Here is a 26594-nt window from a genome sequence, read left to right on the forward strand (position 1 = left end):
CGTGCCGGCCGCGCGCCCGCATGCAGACCTTGCGTGGCGCGTGCTTCGGCGATCCACCGCGCGCCGCGCCCGGCGAGGCGAAACGGGCGGCTCGGCACGTTCCCCGTCTCGCCAAGACCATTTGCGATCCTCAGTATCCTGGAGATTTTCCCGTGTCAACGAATCCGAGTGGAAAAGCCGGTGCCCTGATCGAGGTACGCTCGATCGATTTCATTCCCGACGCGGAGCGCCACGGCGGCCTGCTGAGCCAGTTCACGCTGTGGCTGTCGGCGAACATGCAGATCACGGCCATCGTCACGGGGGCGCTGGCCGTCGTGCTCGGCGGCGACGTGTTTTGGTCGCTGGTCGCGCTGCTGCTCGGCCAGCTCGTCGGCGGCGCGGTGATGGCGCTGCACGGCGCGCAGGGGCCGCAACTCGGCTTGCCGCAGATGATCTCGAGTCGCGTGCAGTTCGGCGTCTACGGCGCGATGATCCCGATCGTGCTCGTGTGCCTGATGTACGTCGGTTTTTCCGCCAGCGGCTCGGTGCTCGCCGGGCAGGCCGTCGCGCAGCTGCTGCACGTCGACGACGCGGCCGGCATCCTGCTGTTCGCGGCCGTGATCGTCGTGCTGACCGTGTTCGGCTATCGCGCGATCCATTTCGTCGGGAGGATCGCGAGCGTGATCGGCATCGTCGCGTTCGTCTACATGTTCGCGCAGTTGTTCGCGAACCACGATGTCGGCGCGCTGCTCGCGAACCGGCACTTCTCGCTCGCGAGCTTCCTGCTGTCGATGTCGCTGTCCGCTTCGTGGCAGATCGCGTTCGGCCCGTACGTCGCCGATTACTCGCGCTACCTGCCGCGCTCGACGTCGTCGGCCGCCACGTTCCTCGCAGTTGGCCTCGGCTCGGTGATCGGCGCGCAGGCGGCGATGGTGTTCGGCGTGTTCGCGGCCGCGCTGGCCGGCAGCCAGTTCGCGCACCATGAGGTGTCCTATATCGTCGGCCTCGGCTCGACGGGCGCCGTGGCTGCGTTGCTGTATTTCAGCATCGCATTCGGCAAGGTGACGGTGACCGCGCTCAACGCATACGGAAGCTTCATGTCGATGGCGACGATCGTCAGCGGGTTTCGCGGCAAGCGGGCGGTGTCGTCACGCAGCCGTCTCGTGTACATCTTCGGGATGATCTGCGTGTCGACGCTGATCGCGCTCGCCGGCCGCCATTCGTTCCTGAAGGAATTCACCGCGTTCATCCTGTTTCTGCTTGCGTTCTTCACGCCGTGGAGCGCGATCAACCTGGTCGACTATTACTGCTTCACGCGCTCGCGCTACGACGTGCCGGCGCTGTCCGATCCGGACGGCCGTTATGGCCGCTGGAACATGATGGCGATCACGATCTACGTGCTCGGCATCCTGGTGCAGCTGCCATTCATGTCGACGCACATCTACACGGGTCCGCTCGTCGACGCGCTCGGCGGCACCGACATCTCGTGGATCCTCGGCCTCGTCGTGCCGGCTGTGCTGTACTACGTCGGCGCGCGTGCATCGCGACGCAGCATCCCGGAGCGCCTGATCCTGCCGCTCGAACGCGGCGAGGTTCACCACTGAGCGGACTGACGCATCGCGTCGCGCGTCGTGCCGACCGGCGGCTGGAACGAGCGGCCAGGTACACAGAGCCCCGACGCGGCCGGCAACTGAGCCGTACATCCCGGCGCGGGCGTTTTTCAGTTCGTCCGCGATCTCGGGCAAGAGGTTTATCGGCGAGAACTCGATGTGCCGATGCCGAACACCCGGCCACGCGCGCGCAGCGGCAGCGCGACGCCGCCGCCCGGCCGGGAAGGGGAAAAAGTCGCGCTGTTCACGCGATGAGCGCCTGCAATCAGTCGGCAACGGCACCGCGTCGGTGCGGACAATGTGAAGTGTGCCTGCATGATTTTTGCGGCAGAAGCCGCGCTCGCGCGAAATTGTCTCGATTCGATGCGAACAATGCAGCGCGGAGAGGCAGCATGCGCGTTCGAGCCGCGAGGAGCGGGTTTCGACGATTCGCCAGCGGGCTCGCCATGGAAAAAAGCCCCGGTCACAGGGGGCCATGACCGGGGCGAAAAGCATCCTCTCTTTGGCACGAGGGTTGGATGCGGGCGCAGTATATTGCGGGGCCCAGCCTTTCGAAATGACGTTAAACGGCCTCTTTTGGCGTCAATTTCAAAATTCCGACGCGGCGGCATCGTTCGTCACCGATCTGAAAGATTTTTCGTGCGATCGAGCAAATGTTTAGTGTGCGAGGACGGCGGGGCGGCCCGCCGCCGGCGCGCGGGGCGCGTGCCAGCGGTCGATCATTCCGCGTGGCCGGCCGCGTCGCGCACCGCCTCGAGAAATCGCGCGACGACGGGAGACGCCGGCACCGCCGCACCGTCGAATACGAACTCGATATCGAAGCGGCTCGCGAGTTCGTCGAGCGCGACGAGCCGGACCGTGCGTGGGCACGTCGGGGACGCGCTTTCCGGCACGAACGCGCAGCCCATGCCCGCCGCCACGAGACCGATCAGCGTCGGGATGTCGCTGCCCACCTGCGCGATGCGTGGCGTGAAGCCGGCTCGTTCGCACTGCGCCATCAGGAAGCGGTGGTGCGCGGCGGAGCGCTGCGCGTCGAACCAGACGAACGGTTCCCGCGCGACGTCGGCGAGCGTGCGCGGCGCGCGGAAGCGGCCGCCGGGCGGCGCGGGCATCGCGAGCACGAAGCGGTCGCTCAGCAGCCGCACGCCCGACAGATGCGGGGCCTCGTCGCCGCGCCACGCCATGATGCCGCCGTCGAGCTGGCCGCGCATCAGCGCGGCCGCCTGTTCGGCGGACAGCATCGGCGCGATCGACAGCTTCACGTCCGGACACGCGTCGCGAAACGCCCTCAGCACGTTCGCGACGACCGGCAGCGGCAGGCAGTTCGGCAGCGCGCCGAGGCGCAGTTCGCCGAGCTGGCCGGACGCGCTGCGCAACGCGCGCTCGCGACTGTCCTGCAACGTCGCGAGCAGGCCTGTCGCATCCGTCAGGAAACTCGCGCCGGCCGCCGTCAGCGTGACACCCGTCGCACGGCGGATCAGCAGCGGCGTGCCGATCGCATCCTCGAGCTCGCGGATCTGCCGCGACAGCGCGGGCTGGACGATGCCGGCCGCGCGGGCGCCGGCCATTACGCTGCCGGCTTGCGCGACGGCCACGAAATAACGCAGGTGACGCAGCTCGATCTGGCGCATGCGGTGTCGACTCCCGGTTGTCGATGTTGATTCGTGGATATGCCTGTAAAGCATAGCAGGCGCCATTCGATGGTATTGGAAAGCATGGCGGGCGTGCCGTACGATGATCGACGTTGCCGGCCCTGTTCACGAGCCGTGTGCGCTCCCTTTGTCCCGACCCCGTCCCGCACCATGCCGCTTCATATCCAGACCCCCTATGTCCGCTCACAAATCGCGTCGCGCCGTTTCGGCAAGCACATCCGACTGAAGCTGGACGCGCTGCAGCCGTCCGGTTCGTTCAAATTGCGCGGCATCGGCGCTGTGTGCGAAACGCGGTATGCGGCCGGTGCGCGCCGGTTCGTGTCGTCGTCGGGCGGCAATGCGGGCATCGCGGTCGCGTATTGCGGTCGTGAGCTCGGCGTGCCGGTGCTCGTCGTCGTGCCGGAAACCGCGTCGGCCCGTGCGCGCGAGTTGATCCGCGTGGAGGGCGCGGAGGTGGTCGTACACGGCGCGAGCTGGGCCGAGGCGAACGCGTACGCACTGTCGGCCGTCGGCGCGCAGGACGCGTTCGTGCATCCGTTCGATGATCCCGTGCTGTGGCAGGGACATGCGACGATGATCGACGAGATGGCGGCGGCCGGCCCGAAACCCGGCGCGGTCGTGCTGGCGGTCGGTGGCGGCGGGCTGCTGTGCGGCGTGCTCGAGGGTCTCGCGCGCAACGGCTGGCAGGACGTACCAGTCGTCGCGGTCGGCACGGAAGGCGCCGACAGCTACGCGCGCTCGATCGCGCGGGGGCATCCGCTCGAATTGCCGGCGATCACGAGCATCGCGACGTCGCTCGGCGCAAAGCGGCCGTGCGACGCGGCGGTCGAATGGTCGAAGCGGCATGCGATCTATCCGGTCGTCGTGTCGGATGCGCAGGCGGTGGCTGCGTCGCTGCGGTTCCTGGACGAGCACCGGATCGTCGTCGAGCCGGCGTGCGGCGCGGCGCTGGCCGCGCTCGAACAGCCGGTGCCGGTGCTTGCTGCGGCGTCGGACATCGCGGTGATCGTGTGCGGCGGCGTGACGGCGACGATCGAGCAGTTGCAGGCGTTGAACGCGACGTTGCGGTAACGCGCCGGCGTGCGCGACGCGGCGCAGCCGAACAACGATGCGGGTGGAGACGTAACGGCGGAGTGATCACGCGGCGGGAACGATCGCGCGTGTTTGCGGAATCGGGATGCGTATCGTTCGTCGCGGCAGACTGCATCCGATCGCCGGCCATCTCACGACGCGTATGCGCAACCGAACTTCGCGTGTACGACCATCACGCGGGACGGCGGGAAGGGCGCACATGGCGCGCCGCGCGCGACGGGCGCACGGCGCGCAGAGAGGGGCGCGTGATCAGTTCGCGGACGGCGCGCTGGCACCGGTCGGTGCGGACGAGGCGACGGGATCGGCGGCAGCGGGCGCGGGGGGCTTGTCCGCCGATGCCGGAGCAGCATTCGACGGAGCCGGTGCGGAGGCCGTCGACGCAGGCGCGGCCGACGCAGGCGCGGGGGTTCGAACGGGGGCAGGTGTCGAAGCCGATGTCGACGCAGGCGCGGGCGCCGAAGTCGACGCAGCAGAGGATGCCGGGACCGCGGCTGAACCCGGCGCAGGCGTCGATGCCGGTGCGCCACCCCGCATTGCCCCCGGCGCGACCACGGCCGAGGCCGCAGCAGGCGCGGCAGGCACGGCCGACGCGCCCGAAGCCGGCGCGACGCCGGGCCCCGACAGCGGCACAGGCGCGGCGGGCGGCGTCGGCGCCACCGGCGTCGTCATCTTCATCGGCTCACCTTGCGGCGTCGGCGCGGGTTCGGGCAGCGGCGTAACGGGTTCCTTCTCGGCTGCCTTGACGGTCGCGCGATCGCGGCGGGCCGGATCGATCTTCAGAAAATGTTCGACGAGATTGAAGAAGCGCTCGTAGAACACGCCGGCGGGAATGGTCTCGCTTGCGGTCTTCACGAGCGCGTCGTCGCTCGACCCGATCGGCAGCGACAGCGAGCCGAATACGCTGAGCCCGACGCTCGCCGACGTATTCGACTTCTTCAGCGTGTAGCGGTCCTGCACTGCGTTCACGTACGCGATGCTCGACGAGCCGTCGGCATTCGCGTCCGCGCACACGACGTGAAACTCGATCACGACGTGCATGTCGTTGCTCGGCTGGAAATTCTTGCTGCCGTCGACCGCATCGTTGCGCGACGACGACACCACGTAGCCCTGGCTCAGCAGCGCGCGCCGCGCGGCCTCGCAGGCCGCATCGGATTTCGAGCGGAACGTGTGCGCATACGGGCTGCTCGTCGCGTCGAACTGCTCCTGCTGATAGATCGGCTTGGGCGGCGACGAGCACGCCGCCAGCACGGTCGCGGCCGCGAGCGCGCACGAAACGGAAAACAGGCGAAATCGGTTGTGCATGGCGTCTTTCAAAAGGCTCGGCGAGATGCCGCGCGGGGCTGCGGGTGCAGCGGCGGGGCCGGTGCGATGCGCGTGGCAATCTCGTATGGCCGGGGCGTCATTATAGTTTCGTTTGATGTCGCGCTCGCTTCAGGCGGCCGGCCCAGGCCGCGCGGCGACGAGCAGTTGCGATGCCAGCGGATGATGTTCGCCGCGCCGCGAGCGGATCGCATGGATCTCCTCGGTCACGTCGCCCGCCCGGCCGAGCCGGCGCAGCCCGCGCAGCAGCGACGCGTCGTTCGCGCCGAGTTCGCTGAGCGGAAACACGCCGAGGCCGCGCGCCGCGAACACGGCCATCAGCGCGCTGTCCTCGAATTCCCCGGTCACGCGCGGCACGATCCGTTCCCGTTCCAGCCACAGGTCGAGGCGTGCGCGCAGCGCCGAGTGAGCGGTCGGCAGCAGCACCGGCAGTTCGGCGAGGCACTGCGGAAAGCGCTGCCGCGCGGCCGGCGTGACGAGCGCAGCGGGTCCGTACCAGTCGACCGGCGACGCGACGAGTCGCTCGCCCGTCACGCGCAGATTCGACCCCGACGGCGCGCCCTGGCCGGCCAGCACGAGGTCGAGATGGTGCAGCGCGAGTTCCGCGAGCAGCGCGTCGTGCTCGCCTTCGTGGCACAGCAGCCGCAACGTGGGCGTGTCGAGCACCGGCGCGAGGATCGCATGCGCGGCGAGCTTCGAGATTCCGTCCGCCAGGCCGACCGCCAGCCGCACGGTCGGCTGGCTGGCCGCCGCGCGTACTTCGTCGGGAATCAGCCTGCCCATCTCGAAGATGACCTCCGCGCGCGCATACGCGGCCCGGCCCGCATCGGTCATTGCGACGCCGCGCCCGGCCGGGCGCAGCAGCTGGTGGCCGAGCGCCTTTTCCAGTTCGCGGACCTGCGCGCTGATCGTCTGCACGGCCATGTCGAGCCGCTCCGCCGCGCGCGCGAAGCCGCCTTCCTTCACGACGACCCAGAAATAGTACAAGTGACGAAAATTCAGCATCGGATCGATATTTCGAAAAAAGCGAACTAAAGATCAGATTCTCTCTGATTTTTTCGAAGTCGTGGGGTGGCTACCATCGGGCTTTCCACCTTCGAATCGGCCCATTTCATGGACTATCTGCTGACGCTTGCCGCCGACCCCGCCGTCTGGGCCGCGCTCCTGACGCTTGTCGTGATGGAAGTCGTGCTCGGCATCGACAACCTGATCTTCATCTCGATCCTCAGCAACAAGCTGCCCGAAGCGCAGCGCGCCCGCACGCAGCGCCTGGGCATCGCACTCGCGCTCGTGATGCGCCTCGCGCTGCTCGGCAGCGTCGCATGGATCGCGAGCCTCACCGAACCCGTATTCACGCTGTTCGATCACGCGTTCTCGTGGCGCGACATGATCCTGCTGTCGGGCGGCCTGTTCCTCGTATGGAAGGCGACCACCGAGATCCATCATCACGTGTCGCACGATGGCGACGCCGCGGGTGCGTCCGGCGGCGCGGCCGGCCTGACGGTATGGGCTGCGATCGGTCAGATCGTGATGCTCGACATCGTGTTCTCGATCGACAGTATCGTGACCGCCATCGGCATGACCGCGCACATCCCGATCATGTTCGTCGCGGTGATCGTCGCGGTGAACGTGATGCTGTTCGCCGCGCAGCCGCTCGCACGTTTCATCGACCGCAATCCGACCATCGTGATGCTCGCGCTGTCGTTCCTCGTCGTGATCGGCATGACGCTGATCGCGGAAGGCTTCGGCTCGCACGTGCCGAAGGGCTATATCTACGCGGCGATGGCGTTCTCGGCGTTCGTCGAAGGCATGAACATGCTGGCGCGGCGGGCGAAGGCGAAGCGCACGGCGCGGGGCGAAGGTCACTGAGAAAGCGGGCGGGGCCGCTCCCGCCATCGATTCGGAATGCTCAACGAAAGGAGAGGCGCGATGAAATGCCCGGTCTGCAAGACGCCCGACCTGCTGATGGCCGAGCGCCGGTCGATCGAGATCGACTACTGTTCGACCTGCCGCGGCGTGTGGCTTGATCGCGGCGAACTCGACAAGCTGATCGCACACGAAACAGGCGATGCGCCGCCGCGTCGCGACGAGCGGCCCGTGCAGCACGATGCGCAGGCGCCGCGCGGGCGTGGCGATGGCTGCGGGCGCGACGGCCGCTCGCACGATGACCGTTATCGGCACGACGGTCGGCGTCGCAAGAAATCGGTGTTCGACCTGTTCGATTTCGATTGAGCGCGACGGCCGCGTGTCTCGTGCCGCGCGATGAAGAAAGCCCCGCCAGGCGTGATGCCCGGCGGGGCTTCATCATGCGCGTCGCGCGATGGGCACGCGCCGGCGCTTACGCGTTGCCGGCCGCCACGGCGATGCGGCGCGGGCGCGCTTCCTCGCGGCGCGGAATCGTCAACGTGAGCACGCCATCGCGCAGACTCGCATCGATCCGCGACGTGTCGAGATCGGTGCTCAGCACGAACGTGCGCGCGAAGCGCGGTGCGCGGACTTCGGCGTGCCGCACGCGCAGGTCGGCCGGCGTGTCGATGCGCGTATCGGCTTCGATCGTCAGCGTGTCGTCGTGCACCTTCACGTCGAGATTCTCGCGCGGCACACCCGGCAGGTCGGCGCGCAGCGTGACGCGATGTCGGTCTTCGACGATGTCGACGGCCGGCGAGATCGCGGGCCGGCGTGTGCTTTCGGCGGCGCGCGCATGGACCGCGCCGGCCTGGCGTTCGGTCAGGGTCTCGTTCATGTTCATGTCGTTCTCCTGAAGGTTACTGAACGTTGATCGCACGCGGCTTCGATGCCTCGCGCCGGCCGATGCGAATCAGCAGGCAGCCGTTTTCGTAACGCGCGCTGACGTTGTCCGCGTCGGCGTTCTGCGGCAGATCGACCACCCGGCGGAACGCGCCGTGAAAGCGCTCCTGCGCATAGGTGCGCACGTCGTCGCCGTGCTCGTGCGGCGCGGTCTTGCGCTCGCCGCTGATCGTCAGCAGATCCTTGTCGATCGAGACGTCGAAGTCGGCCGCGGCCATGCCGGGGGCGAATGCGACGATCTCGATCGCATCGTCGGTCGCGCCGACGTTCAGCGCGGGAAACGCGCTCGGCCGCACCGCACGGATGCCGGTCGGAAACTCGCCGAACAGATTCGCCATCTGCCGCTGCACGCGGGCGAATTCATCGAACAGGTCGTGGCCGTGATGGATACCGCTCATGAAGGTCCTCCGGAACATGAAACGCGAAAGACACGGCGACGCAACGCCGATGGCGAACGCGACGCGCGGTTTTCCGCTGAGTCGAAACGGGGGCAGTGCGTGTGACGGGCGCTGCCGGGCAACGGGTAATTAGAGGTCGCCGCGGCGGTTTTCAAGAGGGGAAGTGCAACCGGCATCAACGCATCGTGACGTGAATCGATGCGACAATCGTCGCGCAATTTACAGACCACGGAGGCGGGACGGGCATGGACATTCAACGCATCGCGATCGTCGGGGCCGGCGTGATCGGCGCGAGCTGGGCGGCTTTTTATCTGTCGAAGGGCTTCGACGTCGTCGCGACCGATCCCGCACCGCAGGCCGATGCGCGGCTGCGCGACGCGCTCGCTGGATTTCTCGGTGAACGGGCCGCCGAACTTTCCGCGCGGCTGTCGTTCGACGCGGATCTTTCCCGCGCGCTCGATGGCGTCGATTTCGTGCAGGAAAACGGCCCCGAACGGCTCGACCTGAAGCGCGCGCTGTACCGGCAGATGGACGACGTGCTGCCCGCGCACGTGCCGATCGCGTCGAGTTCGTCGGGCCTGAAGATGTCCGACATCCAGACCGCGTGCGACAAGCACCCGGAACGTTGCCTGATCGCGCATCCGTTCAACCCGCCGCACTTGATTCCGCTCGTCGAGCTGGTTGGCGGCGACGCGACCGACCCGAGCGTGATCGCGCGCGTGAAGGGCTTCTACGACGCGCTCGGCAAGCAGACGATCGTGCTCAACAAGGAAATGACCGGCCACGTTGCGAACCGGCTCGCGGCCGCGCTGTTTCGCGAGGTGTATCACCTCGTTGGCGAGGGCGTGGTGAGCGTCGCCGACGCGGACAAGGCGGTTGCTTGGGGCCCCGGCTTGCGCTGGGGGCTGATGGGGCAGTGCCTGACCTATCACCTCGGCGGCGGCGCGGGCGGGATCGCACACTTCCTCGAACATCTGTCGGGGCCGATCGCGACGTGGTGGGACGATCTCGGCACGCCGTCGTTCGATCCGGGCGTCGATCGCAAGCTCAACGAAGAATTACGAGCGATCCAGGGCGAACGTTCGATGCAGGAACTGGCGGCCGAGCGCGACCGGTTGCTCGTCGAGCTGATCGACGCGCGGCGCCGCAGCTTCCTGCCCTGAGCGCGTCGCCGCGCGGCGTTTGGGGCGACCTTGACAGGCTATTGCTGGACGGCCGTTCGCGGCGCCCGCGGCGTCTGCGCGAGCCACGCGGGCTGCGCGGCCTGCACCAGTTCGCGATTGCGTGCTCGCGTCGCGGCATTCGGCGGATAGTTGCCGTCGTTGGTCGGCAGTTCGCCGTCGAGGTACGCCTGCTTCAACTGGGCGAGCACCTCCGCGCGCGTCAGGCCCTGCGCGGGCGCAGCGGCATCGGTTTGTGCAAAGGCTGGGGACAGCAGCGCGGCTGCGGCGGTCGCGACGGCGAATCGCAAGACGTTCATGGTGTGCTCCGATCAAGGGGACGGGACAGCGGACGCGCGGCACACTGCCTGCCGTGCATTCCGAGGGGTCCCATTGTCGCGAGCGGGCGCTGCGCGGACGCTGACGCGTTTCGGGCAAGACTGTCAGTTGCGCGCTCACGCCGCAGCGGGGCGGCGTCGGCGTAACGGCGAAGGCGATCGCTACAGCTCGGCCGCCGCCGCGATCAGCGTCGCTTCGAGCGCGAGCGTCGAACGGGATGCGGCCGCGGGCCGGTCGATCACGTATTCGAGTTCGCCGAGCTCGGGCAGCCCCGCGTCGAGCCGCGCGAGCCCGGCCGGAATCACGTAGCCGGCGAACGCGCTGACGCCGAGTCCCGCGCTCGCCGCCGCGCGCAGCACCGCGATGCTGCTGCTCACGACGGCGATCCGGTACGGGCGGCCGACTGCCTCGAGCGACTCGAGCACGCGTCGGCGCGATACGCTGGGCTCCGGATGCATCGCGAGCGGCAGCACGGCCTCGTGGCCGGTGATCCGCGAATCGGGGCCGGTGCACCAGTACAGCGGTTCGCTGCGGATCACGCGGCCGCGCCGGCTGCCCGCGACGCGCTTCGCGAACACCAGATCGTGGCGGCCTTCGTCGAGCGCGTCGAACAGGTCGCCCGACAACCCCGTCGAGATCGCGAGCTCGACATCCGGATTGCGCTGCACGAAGCTCGCGAGCGCGGCCGTCAGGTGCGCGGACGCGAAATCCTCCGACATCGCAAGCCGCACCTTGCCCGACAGCGGCGGGCCGCACACCGACGTGATCGCCTCGTCCATCAGTTCCAGGATGCGCACCGCGTAGCGGAACAGCGCGTCGCCGTGCTGCGACAGGTGCACGTTGCGCGTGTCGCGCTCGAACAGCGGCCGGTCGAGCAGCTCCTCGAGGCGGCGGATATGCTGGCTGACGGTCGATTGCGACAGGCTCACGCGCTCGGACGCGGCGGTGAAACTGCCGGACTGGGCGACGGCGACGAAGCTGCGCAGCAGCTCGGGCGGTAATGGACGCATTGCTAAATCCACTGAATCGGTTTCGACAACTTCATAAATGGCCGGATTTTGCGGCGCTAGTATCGGATCACGCCCTGGTGCGGCCCATGCAGACGGGGCGCAACGGACGCGTAGCCCGTGTCGCGCCGCCGGCTGCATCGGTCAGTCTAAGCCATCCGGCGTCCGGCCCGAAACCGCATCATCCCATCGACCGCCCGAGAACGCGCTCGCACGACGAGCCGCCGGGCCGCGGCGCACCGCCGCGGGAGACAGACCGTCCGCGCCCGGGATCGGCGTGCGGGCCTGACTCCCGCATGCGTCAGGCGCCCGTCACGAAGAGACTGGAGACGACTCATGATCATCTACGGAACCGCGCTGCTGGCGTTCTGCCATCTGGCCGGACTGTTCCTCGGCGACCTGCTGGGCGCCGCGATCGGCGTGAAGACCAACGTCGGCGGCGTCGGTATCGCGATGCTCCTGCTGATCTGCCTGCGCCTGTGGCTGCACCGGCGTGGCTGGCTCCCGAAGGAGACCGAGGCGGGGGTCGGTTTCTGGGGCGCGATGTACATCCCGGTCGTCGTCGCGATGGCCGCGAACCAGAACGTGGTCGCCGCGCTGAAGGGCGGGCCGGTCGCGCTGCTCGCCGCCATCGGCGCGGTCGCGATCTGCGCATGCTGCATCGCGGTACTCGTGCGCACGGGGCGCGACGACACGGCCTTCGCGGGCGTGCCGCAATTCGAACAACAGTGACGGAGGCCGCCATGCTGCAGATGCTCGAAAAAACCGTCGCCCACAACGGGCTCGTCGCGTCGTTCGCGCTGGTCGGCCTGATCATGTGGCTGTCGTCGATCGCGTCGCGCAAGCTCACCTTCGGCCGCGTGCACGGTTCCGCGATCGCGATCGTGATCGGCCTTGCGCTCGCGTATGTCGGCGGTGCGTTCACCGGAGGGGAAAAGGGAATCGCCGACGTGCCGCTGTTCGCGGGCGTCGGCCTGATGGGCGGTGCGATGCTGCGCGATTTCGCGATCGTCGCGACCGCGTTCGAAGTGCAGCCGACCGAGGCGCGCAAGGCGGGCCTCGTCGGCGTCGTGTCGCTGTTGCTCGGCACCGTGCTGCCGTTCATCGTCGGCGCGTGCGTCGCGCGTGCGTTCGGCTACACCGATGCGGTCAGCATGACGACCATCGGCGCGGGCGCCGTCACCTACATCGTCGGGCCCGTCACGGGTGCCGCGATCGGCGCGAGTTCCGACGTGATCGCGCTCAGCATCGCGACGGGCCTCGTGAAGGCGATCATCGTGATGATCGGTACGCCGGTCGCGGCTGGCTTCATGGGCCTGAGGACGCCGCGCTCCGCGATGATCTTCGGCGGCCTCGCCGGCACCGTGAGCGGCGTGAGCGCGGGCCTTGCCGCGACCGATCGCCGGCTCGTGCCGTATGGCGCGCTGGTCGCGACGTTCCATACCGGCGTCGGCTGCCTGCTCGGGCCGTCGGTGCTGTTCTTCACCACGCGCGCGCTGGTCGGTGCGTGAGCGCGCATCGCCCGTCGCGCGCGATCCAGGCGGCCCGCGCGTGCATCCGTCGCGTGCGGGCGCCGGCGCGCCGCATCCATCGCGGTGTCCTCTGAGTCGGATTCGTCAACATCATCAATCGGCGGCGGCGCCAGGCTTAGAATGCCGCTGAACCATCGAAGCGGGAGAACTGTTCATGACGGGATGGAATCACGCGCGGCAGGCGCGCGATGCACGCCTCGCGGCCGGCGCGGCCTTCGCGCGCGGCAAGCGGGTCGATGCGCGCGATACCGTCGCGTTGCTCGAAGCGGTGCTGCGGCCCGGCGACCGCGTGTGCCTCGAAGGCGACAACCAGAAGCAGGCCGACCTGCTCGCGACGGCACTCGCGGACGTCGATAGCGCGAAGATCCACGATCTGCACATGGTGCAGTCCGGCGTCGTGCTGCCCGAGCATCTCGACGTATTCGAGCGCGGGATCGCGAAGCGGCTCGACTTCGCATATTCGGGCCCGCAGTCGCAGCGGATCGCAAAACTGTTGTTCGGCGGCAAGATCGCACTCGGCGCGGTGCACACGTATCTCGAGCTGTTCGCGCGCTACTTCATCGACCTCACGCCGCAAGTCGCGCTGATCGCGGCGGTCAGCGCGGATGCCGACGGAAACCTGTACACCGGCCCTAACACGGAGGACACGCCGACCGTCGTCGAGGCCACCGCGTTCAAGGACGGCATCGTGATCGCGCAGGTCGACCGCATCGTCGACAAGGTGCCGCGCGTCGACATTCCGGGCGATCGCGTGCATTTCGTCGTCGAGGCCGGCCGGCCGTTCTACGTCGAGCCGCTGTTCACGCGCGACCCGGCCGCGATCACCGAGACCCAGATCCTGACCGCGATGCTCGCGATCAAGGGCATCTATGAACCCTACGGGATCAAGCGGCTGAACCACGGGATCGGCTTCAACACGGCCGCGATCGAGCTGCTGCTGCCGACCTACGGCGCGAAGCTCGGGCTGAAGGGCAAGGTCTGCACGCATTGGGCGCTCAATCCGCACCCGACGCTGATTCCGGCGATCGAATCGGGCTGGGTCGAGCAGATCCACTGCTTCGGCTCCGAAGTCGGGATGGACGACTACATCCGCGCGCGCTCCGACGTGTGGTTCACGGGCCCCGACGGGTCGCTTCGCTCGAACCGTGCGTTCTGCCAGACCGCCGGCCTTTACGCGTGCGACATGTTCATCGGCTCGACGCTGCAGATCGACCTGGCAGGCCATTCGTCGACGGTCACGGCCGAGCGCATCGCCGGGTTCGGCGGCGCGCCGAACATGGGCAGCGACGCGCGCGGCCGCCGTCACCCGAGCGAGCCGTGGCTGAAGGCCGGCGCGCAAGCCGACCCCGATACGCCCGCCGCGCTCAGGCGCGGCCGCAAGCTGGTCGTGCAGATCGGCGAGACCTTCGGCGACAAGAACGTGCCGATGTTCGTCGAGAAGCTCGATGCGCTGAAGCTCGCCGACAAGCTGCAGCTCGACCTCGCGCCGATCATGGTCTACGGCGACGACGTCACGCACATCGTCACCGAGGAAGGGATCGCGAACCTGCTGATGTGTCGCGACAAGGACGAACGCGAGCACGCCATTCGCGGCGTGGCCGGCTATACGGAAGTTGGCCGCGGCCGCGACCGCGGGATGGTGGAGCGGCTGCGCGAGCGCGGCGTGATCCGCCGCCCGGAGGATCTCGGCATCGATCCGCTCGACGCCGACCGCCGCTGGCTCGCCGCGCGCTCGATCAAGGATCTCGTGCACTGGTCGGGCGGTCTGTATGCGCCGCCGGCCCGGTTCCGCAACTGGTGAGGAAGAGGGCATGGAACAGTTGAACTATCGCTTCACCGCGCGCGCGCGGGCGCGGGGCGAACTGGCCACGGCGCTTGTCGGCGTGGTCGCGTCGGGCAATCTCGAGGTGCTGGTCGAGCGCGTGCTGCCGGGCAACGAGTGCGAGATCGACATCCGCACCGCGGCGGTCGGTTTCGGCGCGGTGTGGCAGGCGGTCGTGTCGGACTTCGTCGATCGGCGCGCACCGGGCGGCCTCAAGCTGTCGATCAACGACGGCGGCGCGCGGCCCGACATGGTGTCGCTGCGGCTCGCGCAGGCCGTGCGCGCGATCGAGGGAGACGCATGATGACCGACGCGATCCACGACGCACCCGCGTTCGTCGCGAACGCTGCGAGCTGGTACGAAGCGTCGGCGCGCCAGCGCGTCGACGGGCTGCTCGACGCGGGCAGCTTCACGGAATTTCTCGGCCCGGGCGAGCGCGTGACGAGCCCGCACCTGCCGCTGTTCGACCTGCCGCAGCAGTTCGACGACGGGATGGTGGTCGGCCACGGCCGGCTCGACGGCCGGGCGGTGTTCGTCGCCGCGCAGGAAGGCCGCTTCATGGGCGGCGCGTTCGGCGAGGTGCACGGCGCGAAGCTCACGGGGTTGCTGCGTGCGGCGCGCGAACTCGGCACGCCGGTGCTGATCCTGTTCGATACCGGCGGCGTGCGGCTGCAGGAAGCGAATGCGGGCGAGCTCGCGATCGCCGAGATCATGCGTGCGCTCGTCGACGCGCGCGCGGCGGGCGTGCCGGTGATCGGGCTGATCGGCGGGCGCGCGGGCTGCTACGGCGGCGGCGGGCTGCTCGCCGCGTGCTGCTCGGCGCTCGCGGTGTCCGAGCAGGGGCGCATCAGCGTGTCGGGGCCCGAGGTGATCGAGACCAATCGCGGCGTCGAGGAATTCGACGCGAAGGACCGCGCGCTGATCTGGCGCACGATGGGCGGCAAGCATCGTCGGCTGATCGGCGGCGCGGACCGTTACGTGGCCGATACGCCCGACGCGTTTCGCGCGGCCGCGCTCGAGCTGATCGACCGTGCGCCGGCATTCGATGCCGCGATGCTGCGTGCGGAGCAGGCGCGGCTCGAAGCACGCGTCGAGCGGTTCGGCACGTGCAAGGATGCGCTCGACGTGTGGCGCGCGCTCGGCGCGAGCGAGCCGGAAGCGATTCCCGGCATGCCCGACGACGAATTCGCGAAGCTCGCCGATCAATTGCAGGAGCAGAAATGAAACGACTTCCACGCTCACATCGTTCGCTGTCTAACGGAGCCGTCGCTTCAGCGCTTGCTCCGGCGCGATGCATGGCGCCTCACGACGGAGCACCCACCGTCCACGGCCGGCTGGCCGGGCGCGAAGCAGCGCCCCGCGAATTCCTCGCTACGCCCCTTTGGGCTGCCGCGTGGGAGGCAGCATGACGCTCGATGAAGTTCTGAATTCGCTGTTTCCCAAAGGCCATTCGATCCAGCGAAACGGCGGCCTGCTGACGGGCCACGCCGAATTGGCCGGCACGCGCGTCGACGTGATTGGCGTCGCCGAGCGCCTGCCGTTCGGCATCGACGAAGCCGTGACGCTCGCATCGCACGTGCTCGACACGATCGAGCGCGGCGGCGGCACGCCGATTCTCGGGCTCGTCGACAGCGACAGCCAGCGGATGAGCAAGCGCGACGAGCTGCTCGGCCTCAACGAAGGGCTGTCGCATCTCGCGAAATGCCTGATGCATGCGGAGCTCGCCGGGCACCGGACGATCGGGCTGCTGTATGGCCATACGGCCGCGGGCGCATTCATCGCGACCGCGCTCGCGACGCGCACGCTGCTCGCAGTGCCGGGTGCCGAGCCCGAGGTGATGGACCTGCCGTCGATGTCGCGCGTGACGAAGCTGCCGATCGACGTGCTGAAGGAGATGGCGCGCTCGACGCCGGTGTTCGCGCCGGGGCTAGACAATCTCGTGAAGATGGGCGCAGTCGACGCCGTGCTCGATCCGGCTCGCGCGCTCGACGCGCAGGTCGGCGAATGGCTCGGCAAGCCGATCGATCGCACCGACGGTCGTGCGGCGCGCGGCCGGCCGGTCGCGGCCGACGTCGCGCGTCGCGTCGAGGCCCTCGCGCGTGCCGCACGCTGACACGCCGCTGCGCCGCCACACGCTCGTCACGCTGACGGCGGCCGGGTGGAGCGCGGCATGCGCGCGCGATCCCGCGTTGGCGGCCGATCCGCTCGTGCAGGCGTGGGCCGCGCACGGCTGGCCGCTGATCGTGCGCCGCGCGTCGCCCGACGAGGCCGATGCGCGGCGCGTGCCGCTCGGCTTGCCGCTGCCGCCTTCCGCGGGCAAGCGGCGCATTGCACTGAACGTCGCCGCCGACGCGGTGGAGTCGGCCGGCCCGCTGCCCACGCTGGCCGACGTGCTGGACGCTGCGCCCGACGCATGGCACGCGATGCTGCGCGAACTGGACGCGCTCGGCGCGCGCTGCGGCGTGCAGGGCCGCGTGTTCGGCAGCCTCGCATGGCAGGCGCTGACGGGCGAGCGTTACCTGAGCGCGTCGTCCGATCTCGACATCGTGTTCCCGCTGCCGGACGCCGCATCGCTCGGCGCGCTGCTCGACGGCCTGGCGGCACTCGACACGCGCGCCCCGATGCGCATCGACGGCGAACTGCTGCGCGACGACGGGGCGGGCGTGAACTGGCGCGAGCTGCAAGCGCGGCTGCCTGAAGTCGCGGTCAAGACGGCGATCGCCGTCGAACTGATGTCCGCCGACGCATTTACCGGAGGCTCTCGATGAGTGCATGGGCAGCCTGCCGCGCGGCGGCGCTGTCCGAAGCCGAGCGCATCGCCGACCTCGCCGAGCACAGTCTCGTGCTTGAAATCAACACATATCCGAAACCGGGCCTCGTCAGTCACGTCGACACTGGCAGCCATGCGGACATGGACGCGGCGACGTTCGCGCGCAGCGCGGCCGTGCTGCGGCCGTATTTCGCGGAGCTCGCCGACGCCGGCGCGCGCGACGCGGACATGGCCGTGCTGCGCAAGATCGGGCTGCGCGCGGAACACGCGATGCTCGCCGCGACCGGCGGCGTCAACACGCATCGCGGCGCGATCTTCGGGCTCGGGCTGCTGTGCGCGGCCGCCGGCCGCCGGACGGTGTCGGTGTCCGGCACAGCGGCGCGCACGATGACGCTCGGCGCGTTCGTCGCGCAGCGGTGGGGCGCCGAGATCCTTGGCGGCCCGCGGCTGCCCGACAGTCACGGCGAGCGCGCGAGCCGCTGCTACGGTGTCGGCGGCGCACGTCGCGAGGCGGCCGACGGGTTCCCGACCGTGTATTGCGTCGGATTGCCGGCGCTGCGCCGCGCGCAGCGCCGCGTGCCGGACGATGCGGAGGCCGCGCGCGTCGACGCATGCTTCGCGCTGATCGCCGCGCTCGACGATACGAACCTCCTGCACCGGGGCGGGCAGGCCGGCCTCGATTTCGCGCGGGCGACGGCACGCGCATTCGTCGCCCGCGGCGGCATACGCGCTCGCGACTGGCGAATGCGCGCGACCGCCGCACACCGTGCGTTCGTCGCTCGCCGATTGAGCCCGGGCGGCGCGGCCGACCTGCTGGCGATGAGCGTGTTCGTCGATGCACTCGAAGCGGCCGAGGAGGGGCAATGACGCTGGCGATCCTGTGTTCGGGGCAGGGCGCGCAGCGCTCGGACATGTTCGAGTTGACCGGCGCCGCGCGACAGGCCGATGCGCTGTTCGAGCATGCGGGCCGGCTTCTTGGCGACGATCCGCGCGACTGGGTGCGGCACGCCGAAGCGGACGCGCTGCGCGAGAACCGCGCCGCGCAGATCCTTTGCACCGTGCAGGCGCTCGCGGCGGCCGCGTTGCTCGAAGCGGCGTGGCCGCGCCGGCGCTGCGTCGCCGGATACAGCGTCGGCGAAGTCGCGTCGTGGAGCGTCGCGGGGATGATCGATCCGCAGGACGCGCTGGATCTGGCCGACGCGCGCGCGCGCGCAATGGATGCCGCGAGCGGCGGCGACGAACGAATGGCGTTCGTGCGCGGTCTGACGCGCGCGCAGCTCGCGCAACTGTGCGTCGGCCGCGATGCGGCGATCGCGATCGCCAATCCGGGCGACGCATTCGTGGTGGCCGGGCGGCAAGCCGACGTCGCCGCGGTGGCCGACGACGCGGCACGCGACGGTGCGCTGCGCGTCGCGCCCGTGTGTGTGCGGATCGCTTCGCACACGCGCCGGCTTGCGTCGGCGGTGCCCGCGTTCCGCGCGTCGCTGGCCGCTGTGAACGTGCACCGGCCGTTGCCCGGTACGCGACTGTTTTCCGGGATCGACGGCGCGTCGGTGCTCGACGTCGGCGCGGGTCTCGACAAGCTCGCGCGGCAGATCGCGGAGCCGGTCGAGTGGGCGGCTTGCCTGGCCGCGTGCGTCGAGGCCGGCGCGACCGCGTTTCTCGAGCTCGGCCCGGGCCGAGCATTGGCCGAGATGGCGAGCGGTGCATATCCGGCGCTGCCGGCACGCAGCGTCGCGGATTTCCGGTCCGTCGACGGTATCGCGGGGTGGCTCGCGCGCGTCGCGGCCGGCTGACGGGCGGCGCGCGAGTGGCCCGCGAGTGGCCTGGATACGCCTGGCAATCCCGCCAGGATCGATTCCGGAACGGGCCCGCCAGGTGATCGTTTCGCATGGGTGTTGCGCCGGCGCAGCAGCGTCGCAGCCGGCGCTTGCCACGCGAATTGGCGTCGCTAAAATGGCGCCCGCCATGAGACCAGCCGCCTTCCTTCTCGCCGTGCTTTGCTGCGCGGCGGCCGCCCACGCCAGCCCAATTCCGTCCGATGCCGCATCGGTCGGCACGTACTTTTCGTATGACAACGCGGCGGCCGACACGACCGTCGACCTGATCGGACAGGCGCAGCGCCGCGTGCTGCTGGCCGGCTACGCGTACGTGCCGCCCGCAGTCGCGGCGGCGCTGCGTGATGTGCGTTCGCGCGGAATCGAAGTGCGGGTCGTGCTGGTGCGTTCGTCGCGTGCGGGCAAGTACAGCGGCGCGGGTTATCTGAAATCGGCCGGCATCGACGTCGCGATCGATTCGCGGCACGGCGATCCCGCGCCGCGCTTCGTGATCGTCGACGACAGCGTCGCGCTGACGACGCTGTCCGACGGCGCGCCCGCCCACGCGGAAACGGTGAACGTGTTCCAGCGCGCACCGGAGCTCGCGCAGTCGTACGCGCAGTCGTTCTGGCGGCTGTACCGGCAAGCCGGCGGGCTCTGAGCGCCTGACGGCGGCCCGCTTGGGCGAACGCCCCCATCCTTTCCCTGCCGCAATCCGCCTGCCGCGCGCGCCGGTATGACCCCGCTTGCATCGGCGCGTCCGATGAACCATGCTCATTGAACATGATGCCGGTGCGGGTGTCGCGCATCCGGCGCAACGGCAGGGAGCCGATCGTGACCGAATGTTTTGCCGATCGCGCCGACGCGGGTCGCCAGCTTGCGCACGCGCTGCAGGACTATGCGGGGCGTCGCGACGTCGTCGTGCTCGCGCTGCCGCGTGGCGGCGTGCCGGTCGCATTCCCGGTCGCGCAGGCGCTGCGCGCGCCGCTCGACGTGCTGGTGGTGCGCAAGCTCGGCATGCCGTCCGATCCGGAATTCGCGATCGGCGCGATCGCGACCGGCGGAGCGATTCATCTGCAGCATTCGGCGATCCGCGCGATGGGCGTGACCGATGCGCAACTGGCCGATGTGATCGCGCGCGAGACGGCCGAACTGAAGCGCCGCGAAGCGCTGTATCGCGGCGCGCGGCCGCCGCTGCCGGTCGACGGCCGCATCGCGATCGTCGTCGACGACGGCGTCGCCACCGGCGCGTCGATGCGCGTAGCGCTGCAGGCGCTGCGCGAGCGCCATCCCGCGCGCATCGTGGCCGCCGCACCCGTCGCGCCGGACGGTGCGCGGCATGCGTTCGACGATCTGGCCGACGCGTTCGTGACGGTGTTGCAGCCGCTGACGTTCTTCGGGATCAGCCAGTTCTACGCGCGTTTCGACCAGACCGGCGACGACGAGGTGCGCGCGCTCCTCGATGCGGCCCGCGCGCCGGACGACGACATCACGCCCGTCTGATTCGGCGCCGGCGCGATCCCGGGCGACCGGCTTCCGCCTGCGCGAATACGCGCTGCAGCGCCGGATGGACTTCGCCGTGCCAGCGCGTGCCCGTGAACAACCCGTAATGATCGCAATCGTCGATATCGAGGCGCTGGCGCTCGCCGGCCTTGAGGCCACGGCACATGGCAAGCGCTGCATGCGTCTGGCCGGCGCCCGTGACGGCGTCGCAACCGCCTTCGACCGTCAGCAGCGCGACGCCGTGCAGCGCGGCCGGCTCGATGCGCTGACCGCCGACTTCCCACGTGCCGTTCGCGAGGCACATTCGCTGGAACACGATATCGACGGTGTCCAGGAAGTATTCGGCCGGCATGTCGAGCAGCGCCGTGTATTCGCGCAGCGCACGCCGCGCGTCCGCCAGCGCCGTCAGGTCGAAATGCGACGCGGCGCGCGCGTAGTCCTCGATCAGCGTCAGAAAGCGTTGCGGATACAGCAGCGCGATCTCGCCTTGCTGAAGATAGGTTGGGAACACATGCCGGCCACGGCCGGGGAAGCGGGGCGGCACGATGTCGATCAGGTGGCGGTGGCACCACGCGAGCGACCGGGACGCGGCGGTGGTGCCGAGCGTGGTCGGATTGACGCGCGCGTCGAGCGGCCCGCCGATCAGCGTGACGCTCGCGGGCGGGGCGAGGCCGCGAGCGGCGCGCAGCGCGAGTGCGCCGAGCGCGGGAACGGTGGCCTGGCACACGGCGACGACGTGCAACGGCCGCTCGTCGCGCGCGAGCGCGTCGACGAAGCCGTCGAGCGTCGCCACGTATTCGTCGAGCCCGAAGCGGCCCGCCGCAAGCGGGACGTCGCGCGCATTGACCCAGTCGGTCACGCAGACGTCGCCGTCCGCGAGCAGCGCCTCGACGGTTTCCCGCATCATCACGGCTGCATGTCCGGCGAGCGGCGCGCACAGCAGCACCGTGCGCCGCGCATCGTCGCGCGTGAAGCGCCGCAGCTGGCAGAACGGCGTGCGCGCGACGATGCGCTCGTCGACCGCCGGGCGCCCGAACTCGAATCGCGGCGGCCCGACGGCGGGCCCGAGGAGCGGCTCGAACAGGTCGTCGTAGCACGACGACGCGGCGTGTGCCAACGTCGCGGCGGGCCACACGTCGAACGCGTGGCACGTCGCCGCGCGCCAGGCGCGCATCCATTCCCGCTGCTGCTCGACGACGGCATACCACATGGCGAACCTTGACGCGGAAGGGGCGTGAATCTGCATTATGGTCACTCTGGCCGCGCAGCGGGTGCCGGAAACGTAACCAGGCGACGCGCGTCAAGCGCTAGGCGGCGACGCACGGCACTGCTACAGTCGTCGATCCCATTCCCTCAAGTGGAGCGTTCGCGATGAAGCTGATCGGCATGCTGGATTCCCCGTTCGTGCGCCGTGCCGCCATTTCGGCGAAGCTGCTCGACCTGCCGTTCGAACACGAGTCGATCTCGGTGTTCCGCCAGTTCGACCGGTTCCAGGCATTCAACCCGGTCGTGAAGGCGCCGACCCTCGTGACCGACGACGGTGCGACGCTGATCGATTCGTCGCTGATCGTCGACTATCTCGACCATTGCGTCGCGCCCGAGCGGCGTCTGTTGCCCGATACAGCCGGCGCACGGCTGCGCACGCTCGTGCCGGTCGGATTCGCGCTGGCAGCGGCGGAGAAGACAGTGCAGGTGGTGTACGAGCAGGCGCTGCGGCCGGCCGAGAAGCAGCACGCGCCGTGGCTCGAGCGCGTGCTGGGCCAGATCGAGGCCGCGTATGGCGAGCTCGAGCCGCTCGTCGCGGCCGCGAATGGCTGGCTCGGCGGCGCGCGCCTGCTGCAGTCCGACGTGACCGTCGCCGTCGCGTGGCGTTTCACGCAATTCATGACCGCCGATTACCCGGCGCTCGCGCGGATCGATCCGGCCCGATATCCGGCGCTCGCCGCGCATTCGGCGCGGGCGGAAGCGCTGCCGGCGTTTGTCGAGACGCCGCTCGACTGAAGCCGGCGGCTGTCGCGTCGTCACGAGAGGCGCGCGGACGGCGGGCGGTGCAACTGGTGAGCGATCCCGCCGGGACGCGTGCCGGCAACCGGCGCGGATCGACCCGTCCGCCGTCGGCCGCACGGCCGCCCGTTTTTGCCCGGCGCGGGGCCGTGAGACCCCGTCGCGCATCCTCTGTCCTGCGTTCCCGCGCCGTCGGCCGCCACCCGTTCGATCCCGTCCACAGCTGGCCCCGCCGATTGTTCTCCGTCGCTGACAAGTGACTTCGCATTCGCGCTGTTTATCCGGTTGCGGCCGCTCCCTAGAATCCACTCCATCGAATATGCATTGCCTGATGGAGCCGATGATGAGAGCGCTGATCGAATCGAGTCTGTATCACCCGTCCGTCGTGTTGCCGCTTGCCGCGTTGACGCAGCTGATGGTCGAGCGCGATTTCAATCTCGGCCAGGTTGGCCTGATCGTCGCGGCGCGCGGTGCGCAGGCAGCGGTATCGCGTTCGCGGGCGCTGATCTTCTGCCGCCATTGCGAAGCGCACGCATGATCGCGTATCCACCCGGCAGATGAAAAAAAGCCCGGCCGGCGCAAGCCGGTCGGGCGGATCGGATTTGATCGCGCCCCGGCTTTTGCCGGGGCTTTTTCTTGGGCGATGCTCAGGCGCGTGCAGTCGACACGACGCCGTAAATCTCCGCCTCGTCGTCCTCGCGCATCTGACGCACCAGCTGGTGCGCCTCGCGGCGCGTCGCGACAGCCGGCGGCGAGCCCTTGAGCGGCTGGCGCGCGGTTTCGGCGAGCGCGACGACCGACACGATGCCGATCACGGCGGCGCCCATCATGTAGTACGCGGGCATCATCAGGTTGTGGGTCACGTCGACGAGCCATGCGGTCATCAGCGGCGTCGTGCCGCCGAACAGCGACACCGACACGTTGAAGCCGATCGCGAGCGCGCCGTAGCGGATCTCGGTCGGAAACAGCGCCGGCAGCGCCGACGGCATCACGCCAGTGAAGCACGACAGCAGCACGCCGAGGATCAGCAGGCCGCCGAACACCGACGCGGTGGTGCCCGCATGGATCATCATCATCGACGGGATCGACAGCACGAGCAGGCCGACGCAGCCGGCAAGCATCACGGGCTTGCGGCCGATCCTGTCCGACAGGCGGCCGGCGGCGAGCGTCAGCGGCATCATCAGCACCATCACGATCAGCACCAGCACGAGGCTGTGCGATTCGTCGAAGTGCAGCGTCGACGACATGAAGCTCGGCAGGTACGACAGCACCATGTAGTCGGTCACGTTGAAGATCAGCACGAGGCCGACGCAGAGCAGCAGCGCGCGCCAGTTGCGCATCAGCGTTTCGCGGAAGCGCGCCTTCGGCACGGCCTTGTCCTGCGCTTCGCGCTCGTCGGCCTGGCGCTTGAACGCCGGCGTCTCCTCGAGCTTCATCCGGATGTACAGGCCGATCAGGCCGAGCGGGCCCGCGATCAGGAACGGCACGCGCCAGCCCCACGACAGCAGCGCTTCTTCCGACAGCGACGCGGTGAGCAGCGCGACGACGCCGGCGCCCATCACATAGCCGATCAGCGTGCCGAACTCGAGGAAGCTGCCCATGAAGCCGCGGCGCTTGTCGGTCGAGAACTCGGCGATGAAGGTGGCGGCGCCGCCATATTCACCGCCGGTCGAGAAGCCCTGCACGAGGCGGGCGACCAGCAGCAGTATCGGCGCCATGATGCCGATCGACGTGTAGCTGGGGATCAGGCCGATCGCAAAGGTGCCGACGGCCATCATGATCATGGTGGCGGCGAGCACGCGCTGGCGGCCGATGCGGTCGCCGAGCGGGCCGAACACCATGCCGCCGAGCGGGCGCACGAGGAATGCGGCGGCGAACGTGCCGAAGGTCGCGAGCAGCTGCGCGGACGGGCTGCTGGACGGGAAGAACACCTTGCCGAGCGTGACGGCGATATAGCTGTAGACGCCGAAGTCGAACCATTCCATCGCATTGCCGATGGCCATCGCGCTGACGGCGCGCTTGAGCAGGCTCTGGTCGACGACGGTAATGTCGTCCGCGGCGAGCGGGGCCTCGCCGGACGACGTGGAGGAAGAAGCAGCGGTCGGGCTGACGTGTGTTGCGGTCAAGGTCATGCACTCCTTTGACTGCGCCGGAACGGGCGAGCCGTCCGACACGGTTTGCCGGCGAGCGCGATGTCGTGTGCTGCGCGTCGGGGCAGGCCATTTAAGCGCATACTGCGCATGAGGCGGCAAAGGGCCGTAATGGACTGCTTCGACGCGGGCCCGATGGGCCGTCGCGACGGTGCGCTCATGAAGAATGGGCCGCGTGATGCGAGCGGCAGATGCCGGTGCGGACGGAGTCCGGCGTCCCGGCAAGCGCCCCGGAGGGGCAACGAAACGAGAAAAGCGGGCCTGTCGGGCGGGCTTTCCTGTGGATGCAATTTCGGTCGAAGCACCGGCACGCAACGCGCGGACGGACTTCTTTCGAAATCGAATGGACAGAGATTGAATGTTGAAACAGGCGACATGATAGCACGATGACAGACGATCGTGCAAATTGCCGGGAATCCCCGTCTGACGGCGGATCCGGCGGGGCCGGCTCCGGTATGATCGGCGGCGCGCGGCGGGGTCGCGCAGCCCTACCGGGCGGGGTGAATCTGCGAGGAACCGGATGACCGAATTGATCAGGATCGCGGCGCTGTTCGCCGTTACTGCACTGGCCGAAATCGTCGGCTGCTACCTGCCATGGCTCGTGCTGAAGGGCGGCCGGCCCGCGTGGCTGCTGGTGCCGGCCGCGCTGTCGCTCGCGTTGTTCGCGTGGCTGCTGACGCTGCATCCGAGCGCGGCGGGGCGCACCTATGCGGCGTACGGCGGCGTGTATATCGCGGTGGCGCTGATCTGGCTGCGGGTGGTCGACGGCATCGCGCTGTCCCGCTGGGATGTGGCAGGCGCGGTGCTCGCGCTCGGCGGGATGGCCGTCATCGCGCTGCAGCCGCGCGCGTGAGCGCGGCTGCAGGCGGCAGGCGCGTGATGCCGCGTCAGGCGGCTTCGGCGGCGTCTGCGTCCGCCGACTTGCGCCACACGCAGGTGCCCTTGACCGACTTGTCGAGTTCGTCGAGCTGGGCCTGGTGGGCGGCGAGTTCGTCGTCACTCGCCGCGAGAACCGGCAGGTCGAGCGCCGCGAGCGACACGCGTTGGCCGTTCGCCGCACCGCCGTCGGCGCCTGCGTCGTCGAGCATGTCGATCACGAGGCTGTCCTGGCCGCGCGTCATCGCGAGATAGACCTCGGCGAGCAGTTCCGAGTCGAGCAACGCGCCGTGCAGCGTTCGATGTGCGTTGCTGATGCCGAACCGGTCGCACAGCGCGTCGAGCGAGTTGCGCTTGCCGGGAAACATCTGCTTGGCCTGCACGAGCGTGTCGATCACGCCGCCGCAATGCTCGGTGAACGGCGGCAGGTCGAGCCGCGCGAATTCGGCGTCGAGGAACGCGAGATCGAACGGCGCGTTGTGGATGATCAGCTCGGCGTCCTTCACGAAGTCGCGGATCTGGTCGACGACTTCCGCGAACTTCGGCTTGTCGCTCAGGAATTCGGTCGTCAGGCCGTGCACGGCCAGTGCGCCCGGATCACTGTCGCGCTCGGGGTTCACATAGATGTGCAGGTTGTTGCCGGTGAGCCGCCGGTTCAGCAGCTCGACGCAGCCGATTTCGATCAGGCGGTCGCCCGTGCGGGGATTCAGGCCGGTGGTTTCGGTATCGAGAATGATCTGGCGCATGTCGGATAA

The 26594-nt window shown here is 69.2% G+C and carries 29 protein-coding genes; 19 read left to right on the plus strand and 10 right to left on the minus strand.

The window, feature by feature from the left end; genetic code table 11:
* Positions 1-152: 152 nt before the first annotated feature.
* Positions 153-1583, plus strand: a complete 1431-nt coding sequence (locus WI26_RS05755) for a purine-cytosine permease family protein (protein WP_059540175.1) — start codon at positions 153-155, stop codon at positions 1581-1583.
* A gap of 725 nt (positions 1584-2308) precedes the next feature.
* Here WI26_RS05755 and WI26_RS05760 read toward each other — a convergent pair.
* On the minus strand, positions 2309-3220 hold the full coding sequence (locus WI26_RS05760) for a LysR family transcriptional regulator (protein WP_059508732.1): 912 nt from the start codon (positions 3218-3220) through the stop codon (positions 2309-2311).
* Between the two features lie 171 nt (positions 3221-3391).
* Between WI26_RS05760 and WI26_RS05765 the strand changes: the two genes are divergently transcribed.
* Positions 3392-4312: a pyridoxal-phosphate dependent enzyme gene (locus WI26_RS05765; protein WP_069225423.1), complete on the plus strand. Its 921-nt coding sequence runs from the start codon at positions 3392-3394 to the stop codon at positions 4310-4312.
* 270 nt (positions 4313-4582) lie between these two features.
* Here the strand turns inward: WI26_RS05765 and WI26_RS05770 are convergent, their stop codons facing one another.
* Together WI26_RS05770 and WI26_RS05775 are read right to left on the minus strand one after the other, a co-directional pair.
* Entirely contained in the window at positions 4583-5635 is a 1053-nt protein-coding gene (locus WI26_RS05770; RefSeq protein WP_069225424.1) for a DUF2242 domain-containing protein, read from the minus strand.
* A 129-nt stretch (positions 5636-5764) separates the two neighbouring features.
* Positions 5765-6658, minus strand: a complete 894-nt coding sequence (locus tag WI26_RS05775) for a LysR family transcriptional regulator (protein ID WP_069225425.1) — start codon at positions 6656-6658, stop codon at positions 5765-5767.
* 108 nt (positions 6659-6766) lie between these two features.
* On the opposite strand from WI26_RS05775, the gene WI26_RS05780 reads away from it, so the two are divergent.
* Both WI26_RS05780 and WI26_RS05785 read left to right on the plus strand, forming a co-directional pair.
* Entirely contained in the window at positions 6767-7522 is a 756-nt protein-coding gene (locus tag WI26_RS05780) for a TerC family protein (RefSeq protein WP_069225426.1), read from the plus strand.
* 60 nt (positions 7523-7582) lie between these two features.
* Positions 7583-7885 (plus strand): zf-TFIIB domain-containing protein, encoded by a 303-nt coding sequence (locus tag WI26_RS05785; protein ID WP_069225427.1) that lies wholly within the window; start codon positions 7583-7585, stop codon positions 7883-7885.
* A 106-nt stretch (positions 7886-7991) separates the two neighbouring features.
* Here WI26_RS05785 and WI26_RS05790 read toward each other — a convergent pair whose 3' ends face one another.
* A complete protein-coding gene (locus WI26_RS05790; protein ID WP_069225428.1) occupies positions 7992-8402 on the minus strand; it encodes an Hsp20/alpha crystallin family protein in 411 nt (136 codons plus the stop codon).
* A gap of 16 nt (positions 8403-8418) precedes the next feature.
* Positions 8419-8859: an Hsp20/alpha crystallin family protein gene (locus tag WI26_RS05795; protein ID WP_069225429.1), complete on the minus strand. Its 441-nt coding sequence runs from the start codon at positions 8857-8859 to the stop codon at positions 8419-8421.
* 245 nt (positions 8860-9104) lie between these two features.
* Here WI26_RS05795 and WI26_RS05800 point away from each other — a divergent pair, with 245 nt between their 5' ends.
* The gene (locus WI26_RS05800) at positions 9105-10022 is read left to right on the plus strand and encodes a 3-hydroxyacyl-CoA dehydrogenase NAD-binding domain-containing protein (protein WP_069225430.1); all 918 of its coding nucleotides are present in this window, start codon (positions 9105-9107) and stop codon (positions 10020-10022) included.
* 38 nt (positions 10023-10060) lie between these two features.
* On the opposite strand, the gene WI26_RS05805 is transcribed toward WI26_RS05800, so the two are convergent.
* Positions 10061-10339 carry a DUF4148 domain-containing protein gene (locus tag WI26_RS05805; protein ID WP_069225431.1) on the minus strand — a complete coding sequence of 93 codons (279 nt, stop codon included), beginning with the start codon at positions 10337-10339 and terminating at the stop codon, positions 10061-10063.
* A 180-nt stretch (positions 10340-10519) separates the two neighbouring features.
* Positions 10520-11368 carry a LysR substrate-binding domain-containing protein gene (locus WI26_RS05810; RefSeq protein ID WP_069225432.1) on the minus strand — a complete coding sequence of 283 codons (849 nt, stop codon included), beginning with the start codon at positions 11366-11368 and terminating at the stop codon, positions 10520-10522.
* A gap of 333 nt (positions 11369-11701) precedes the next feature.
* On the opposite strand from WI26_RS05810, the gene madL reads away from it, so the two are divergent.
* The 11 genes from madL to WI26_RS05865 all read left to right on the plus strand — a co-directional run bounded on the left by madL (position 11702) and on the right by WI26_RS05865 (position 20809).
* On the plus strand, positions 11702-12097 hold the full coding sequence (gene madL, locus WI26_RS05815; RefSeq protein WP_059449382.1) for a malonate transporter subunit MadL: 396 nt from the start codon (positions 11702-11704) through the stop codon (positions 12095-12097).
* A gap of 11 nt (positions 12098-12108) precedes the next feature.
* Positions 12109-12876 carry a malonate transporter subunit MadM gene (gene madM / locus WI26_RS05820; RefSeq protein WP_069225433.1) on the plus strand — a complete coding sequence of 256 codons (768 nt, stop codon included), beginning with the start codon at positions 12109-12111 and terminating at the stop codon, positions 12874-12876.
* Between the two features lie 175 nt (positions 12877-13051).
* Positions 13052-14698 carry a malonate decarboxylase subunit alpha gene (gene mdcA, locus WI26_RS05825; RefSeq protein ID WP_059465573.1) on the plus strand — a complete coding sequence of 549 codons (1647 nt, stop codon included), beginning with the start codon at positions 13052-13054 and terminating at the stop codon, positions 14696-14698.
* Between the two features lie 10 nt (positions 14699-14708).
* Positions 14709-15023: a malonate decarboxylase acyl carrier protein gene (gene mdcC / locus WI26_RS05830; RefSeq protein WP_069225434.1), complete on the plus strand. Its 315-nt coding sequence runs from the start codon at positions 14709-14711 to the stop codon at positions 15021-15023.
* Complete coding sequence (locus WI26_RS05835; protein ID WP_059508742.1) at positions 15020-15943, plus strand: biotin-independent malonate decarboxylase subunit beta; 924 nt, start codon at positions 15020-15022, stop codon at positions 15941-15943. The genes mdcC and WI26_RS05835 overlap by 4 nt, the downstream gene beginning before the upstream one ends.
* Positions 15944-16124: 181 nt before the next feature.
* Positions 16125-16832 (plus strand): biotin-independent malonate decarboxylase subunit gamma, encoded by a 708-nt coding sequence (gene mdcE, locus WI26_RS05840; protein ID WP_069225435.1) that lies wholly within the window; start codon positions 16125-16127, stop codon positions 16830-16832.
* Positions 16819-17487 carry a malonate decarboxylase holo-[acyl-carrier-protein] synthase gene (mdcG, locus tag WI26_RS05845; RefSeq protein WP_059465618.1) on the plus strand — a complete coding sequence of 223 codons (669 nt, stop codon included), beginning with the start codon at positions 16819-16821 and terminating at the stop codon, positions 17485-17487. The genes mdcE and mdcG overlap by 14 nt, the downstream gene beginning before the upstream one ends.
* Positions 17484-18356 carry a triphosphoribosyl-dephospho-CoA synthase MdcB gene (mdcB, locus tag WI26_RS05850; protein ID WP_069225436.1) on the plus strand — a complete coding sequence of 291 codons (873 nt, stop codon included), beginning with the start codon at positions 17484-17486 and terminating at the stop codon, positions 18354-18356. Before mdcG ends, mdcB begins: the two co-directional genes overlap by 4 nt.
* Positions 18353-19285 carry an acyltransferase domain-containing protein gene (locus WI26_RS05855; protein ID WP_069225437.1) on the plus strand — a complete coding sequence of 311 codons (933 nt, stop codon included), beginning with the start codon at positions 18353-18355 and terminating at the stop codon, positions 19283-19285. Before mdcB ends, WI26_RS05855 begins: the two co-directional genes overlap by 4 nt.
* A gap of 160 nt (positions 19286-19445) precedes the next feature.
* Entirely contained in the window at positions 19446-19967 is a 522-nt protein-coding gene (locus WI26_RS05860; RefSeq protein WP_069225438.1) for a phospholipase D-like domain-containing protein, read from the plus strand.
* Positions 19968-20140: 173 nt separating this feature from the next.
* On the plus strand, positions 20141-20809 hold the full coding sequence (locus WI26_RS05865; RefSeq protein ID WP_069226357.1) for a phosphoribosyltransferase: 669 nt from the start codon (positions 20141-20143) through the stop codon (positions 20807-20809).
* Here WI26_RS05865 and phaZ read toward each other — a convergent pair.
* On the minus strand, positions 20796-22019 hold the full coding sequence (gene phaZ / locus WI26_RS05870) for a polyhydroxyalkanoate depolymerase (protein ID WP_069225439.1): 1224 nt from the start codon (positions 22017-22019) through the stop codon (positions 20796-20798). The two genes, WI26_RS05865 and phaZ, sit on opposite strands and share 14 nt — an antisense overlap.
* 161 nt (positions 22020-22180) lie before the next feature.
* Here phaZ and WI26_RS05875 point away from each other — a divergent pair, with 161 nt between their 5' ends.
* On the plus strand, positions 22181-22810 hold the full coding sequence (locus tag WI26_RS05875) for a glutathione S-transferase (protein WP_069225440.1): 630 nt from the start codon (positions 22181-22183) through the stop codon (positions 22808-22810).
* Positions 22811-23153: 343 nt separating this feature from the next.
* A complete protein-coding gene (locus WI26_RS05880; protein WP_044844954.1) occupies positions 23154-23351 on the plus strand; it encodes a hypothetical protein in 198 nt (65 codons plus the stop codon).
* Positions 23352-23460: 109 nt separating this feature from the next.
* Here WI26_RS05880 and proP read toward each other — a convergent pair whose 3' ends face one another.
* Positions 23461-24945 (minus strand): glycine betaine/L-proline transporter ProP, encoded by a 1485-nt coding sequence (proP, locus tag WI26_RS05885; RefSeq protein WP_069225441.1) that lies wholly within the window; start codon positions 24943-24945, stop codon positions 23461-23463.
* 538 nt (positions 24946-25483) lie between these two features.
* Here proP and WI26_RS05890 point away from each other — a divergent pair.
* Positions 25484-25816 carry a YnfA family protein gene (locus tag WI26_RS05890; protein WP_060102980.1) on the plus strand — a complete coding sequence of 111 codons (333 nt, stop codon included), beginning with the start codon at positions 25484-25486 and terminating at the stop codon, positions 25814-25816.
* A 34-nt stretch (positions 25817-25850) separates the two neighbouring features.
* Here WI26_RS05890 and dnaQ read toward each other — a convergent pair whose 3' ends face one another.
* Positions 25851-26585, minus strand: a complete 735-nt coding sequence (gene dnaQ / locus WI26_RS05895; protein WP_059465584.1) for a DNA polymerase III subunit epsilon — start codon at positions 26583-26585, stop codon at positions 25851-25853.
* Positions 26586-26594: the final 9 nt, after the last annotated feature.

Origin of the sequence: Burkholderia diffusa (assembly GCF_001718315.1) — a bacterium.
Lineage (GTDB): Bacteria > Pseudomonadota > Gammaproteobacteria > Burkholderiales > Burkholderiaceae > Burkholderia > Burkholderia diffusa_B.

Bases quoted from the DNA above. Each gene is read 5' to 3' on its own strand.
- madM (WP_069225433.1), top strand. From the start codon at position 12,109: ATGCTGCAGATGCTCGAAAAAACCGTCGCCCACAACGGGCTCGTCGCG.
- WI26_RS05875 (WP_069225440.1), top strand. From the start codon at position 22,181: ATGAAGCTGATCGGCATGCTGGATTCCCCGTTCGTGCGCCGTGCCGCC.
- WI26_RS05890 (WP_060102980.1), top strand. From the start codon at position 25,484: ATGACCGAATTGATCAGGATCGCGGCGCTGTTCGCCGTTACTGCACTG.
- mdcE (WP_069225435.1), top strand. From the start codon at position 16,125: ATGACGCTCGATGAAGTTCTGAATTCGCTGTTTCCCAAAGGCCATTCG.
- WI26_RS05835 (WP_059508742.1), top strand. From the start codon at position 15,020: ATGATGACCGACGCGATCCACGACGCACCCGCGTTCGTCGCGAACGCT.
- WI26_RS05765 (WP_069225423.1), top strand. From the start codon at position 3,392: ATGCCGCTTCATATCCAGACCCCCTATGTCCGCTCACAAATCGCGTCG.
- WI26_RS05800 (WP_069225430.1), top strand. From the start codon at position 9,105: ATGGACATTCAACGCATCGCGATCGTCGGGGCCGGCGTGATCGGCGCG.
- dnaQ (WP_059465584.1), bottom strand. From the start codon at position 26,585: ATGCGCCAGATCATTCTCGATACCGAAACCACCGGCCTGAATCCCCGC.
- WI26_RS05770 (WP_069225424.1), bottom strand. From the start codon at position 5,635: ATGCACAACCGATTTCGCCTGTTTTCCGTTTCGTGCGCGCTCGCGGCC.
- phaZ (WP_069225439.1), bottom strand. From the start codon at position 22,019: ATGTGGTATGCCGTCGTCGAGCAGCAGCGGGAATGGATGCGCGCCTGG.
- WI26_RS05880 (WP_044844954.1), top strand. From the start codon at position 23,154: ATGATGAGAGCGCTGATCGAATCGAGTCTGTATCACCCGTCCGTCGTG.
- WI26_RS05805 (WP_069225431.1), bottom strand. From the start codon at position 10,339: ATGAACGTCTTGCGATTCGCCGTCGCGACCGCCGCAGCCGCGCTGCTG.
- WI26_RS05795 (WP_069225429.1), bottom strand. From the start codon at position 8,859: ATGAGCGGTATCCATCACGGCCACGACCTGTTCGATGAATTCGCCCGC.
- WI26_RS05775 (WP_069225425.1), bottom strand. From the start codon at position 6,658: ATGCTGAATTTTCGTCACTTGTACTATTTCTGGGTCGTCGTGAAGGAA.
- mdcA (WP_059465573.1), top strand. From the start codon at position 13,052: ATGACGGGATGGAATCACGCGCGGCAGGCGCGCGATGCACGCCTCGCG.
- WI26_RS05760 (WP_059508732.1), bottom strand. From the start codon at position 3,220: ATGCGCCAGATCGAGCTGCGTCACCTGCGTTATTTCGTGGCCGTCGCG.
- WI26_RS05810 (WP_069225432.1), bottom strand. From the start codon at position 11,368: ATGCGTCCATTACCGCCCGAGCTGCTGCGCAGCTTCGTCGCCGTCGCC.
- WI26_RS05780 (WP_069225426.1), top strand. From the start codon at position 6,767: ATGGACTATCTGCTGACGCTTGCCGCCGACCCCGCCGTCTGGGCCGCG.
- mdcC (WP_069225434.1), top strand. From the start codon at position 14,709: ATGGAACAGTTGAACTATCGCTTCACCGCGCGCGCGCGGGCGCGGGGC.
- proP (WP_069225441.1), bottom strand. From the start codon at position 24,945: ATGACCTTGACCGCAACACACGTCAGCCCGACCGCTGCTTCTTCCTCC.
- mdcB (WP_069225436.1), top strand. From the start codon at position 17,484: ATGAGTGCATGGGCAGCCTGCCGCGCGGCGGCGCTGTCCGAAGCCGAG.
- WI26_RS05855 (WP_069225437.1), top strand. From the start codon at position 18,353: ATGACGCTGGCGATCCTGTGTTCGGGGCAGGGCGCGCAGCGCTCGGAC.
- WI26_RS05860 (WP_069225438.1), top strand. From the start codon at position 19,446: ATGGCGCCCGCCATGAGACCAGCCGCCTTCCTTCTCGCCGTGCTTTGC.
- madL (WP_059449382.1), top strand. From the start codon at position 11,702: ATGATCATCTACGGAACCGCGCTGCTGGCGTTCTGCCATCTGGCCGGA.
- WI26_RS05785 (WP_069225427.1), top strand. From the start codon at position 7,583: ATGAAATGCCCGGTCTGCAAGACGCCCGACCTGCTGATGGCCGAGCGC.
- WI26_RS05790 (WP_069225428.1), bottom strand. From the start codon at position 8,402: ATGAACATGAACGAGACCCTGACCGAACGCCAGGCCGGCGCGGTCCAT.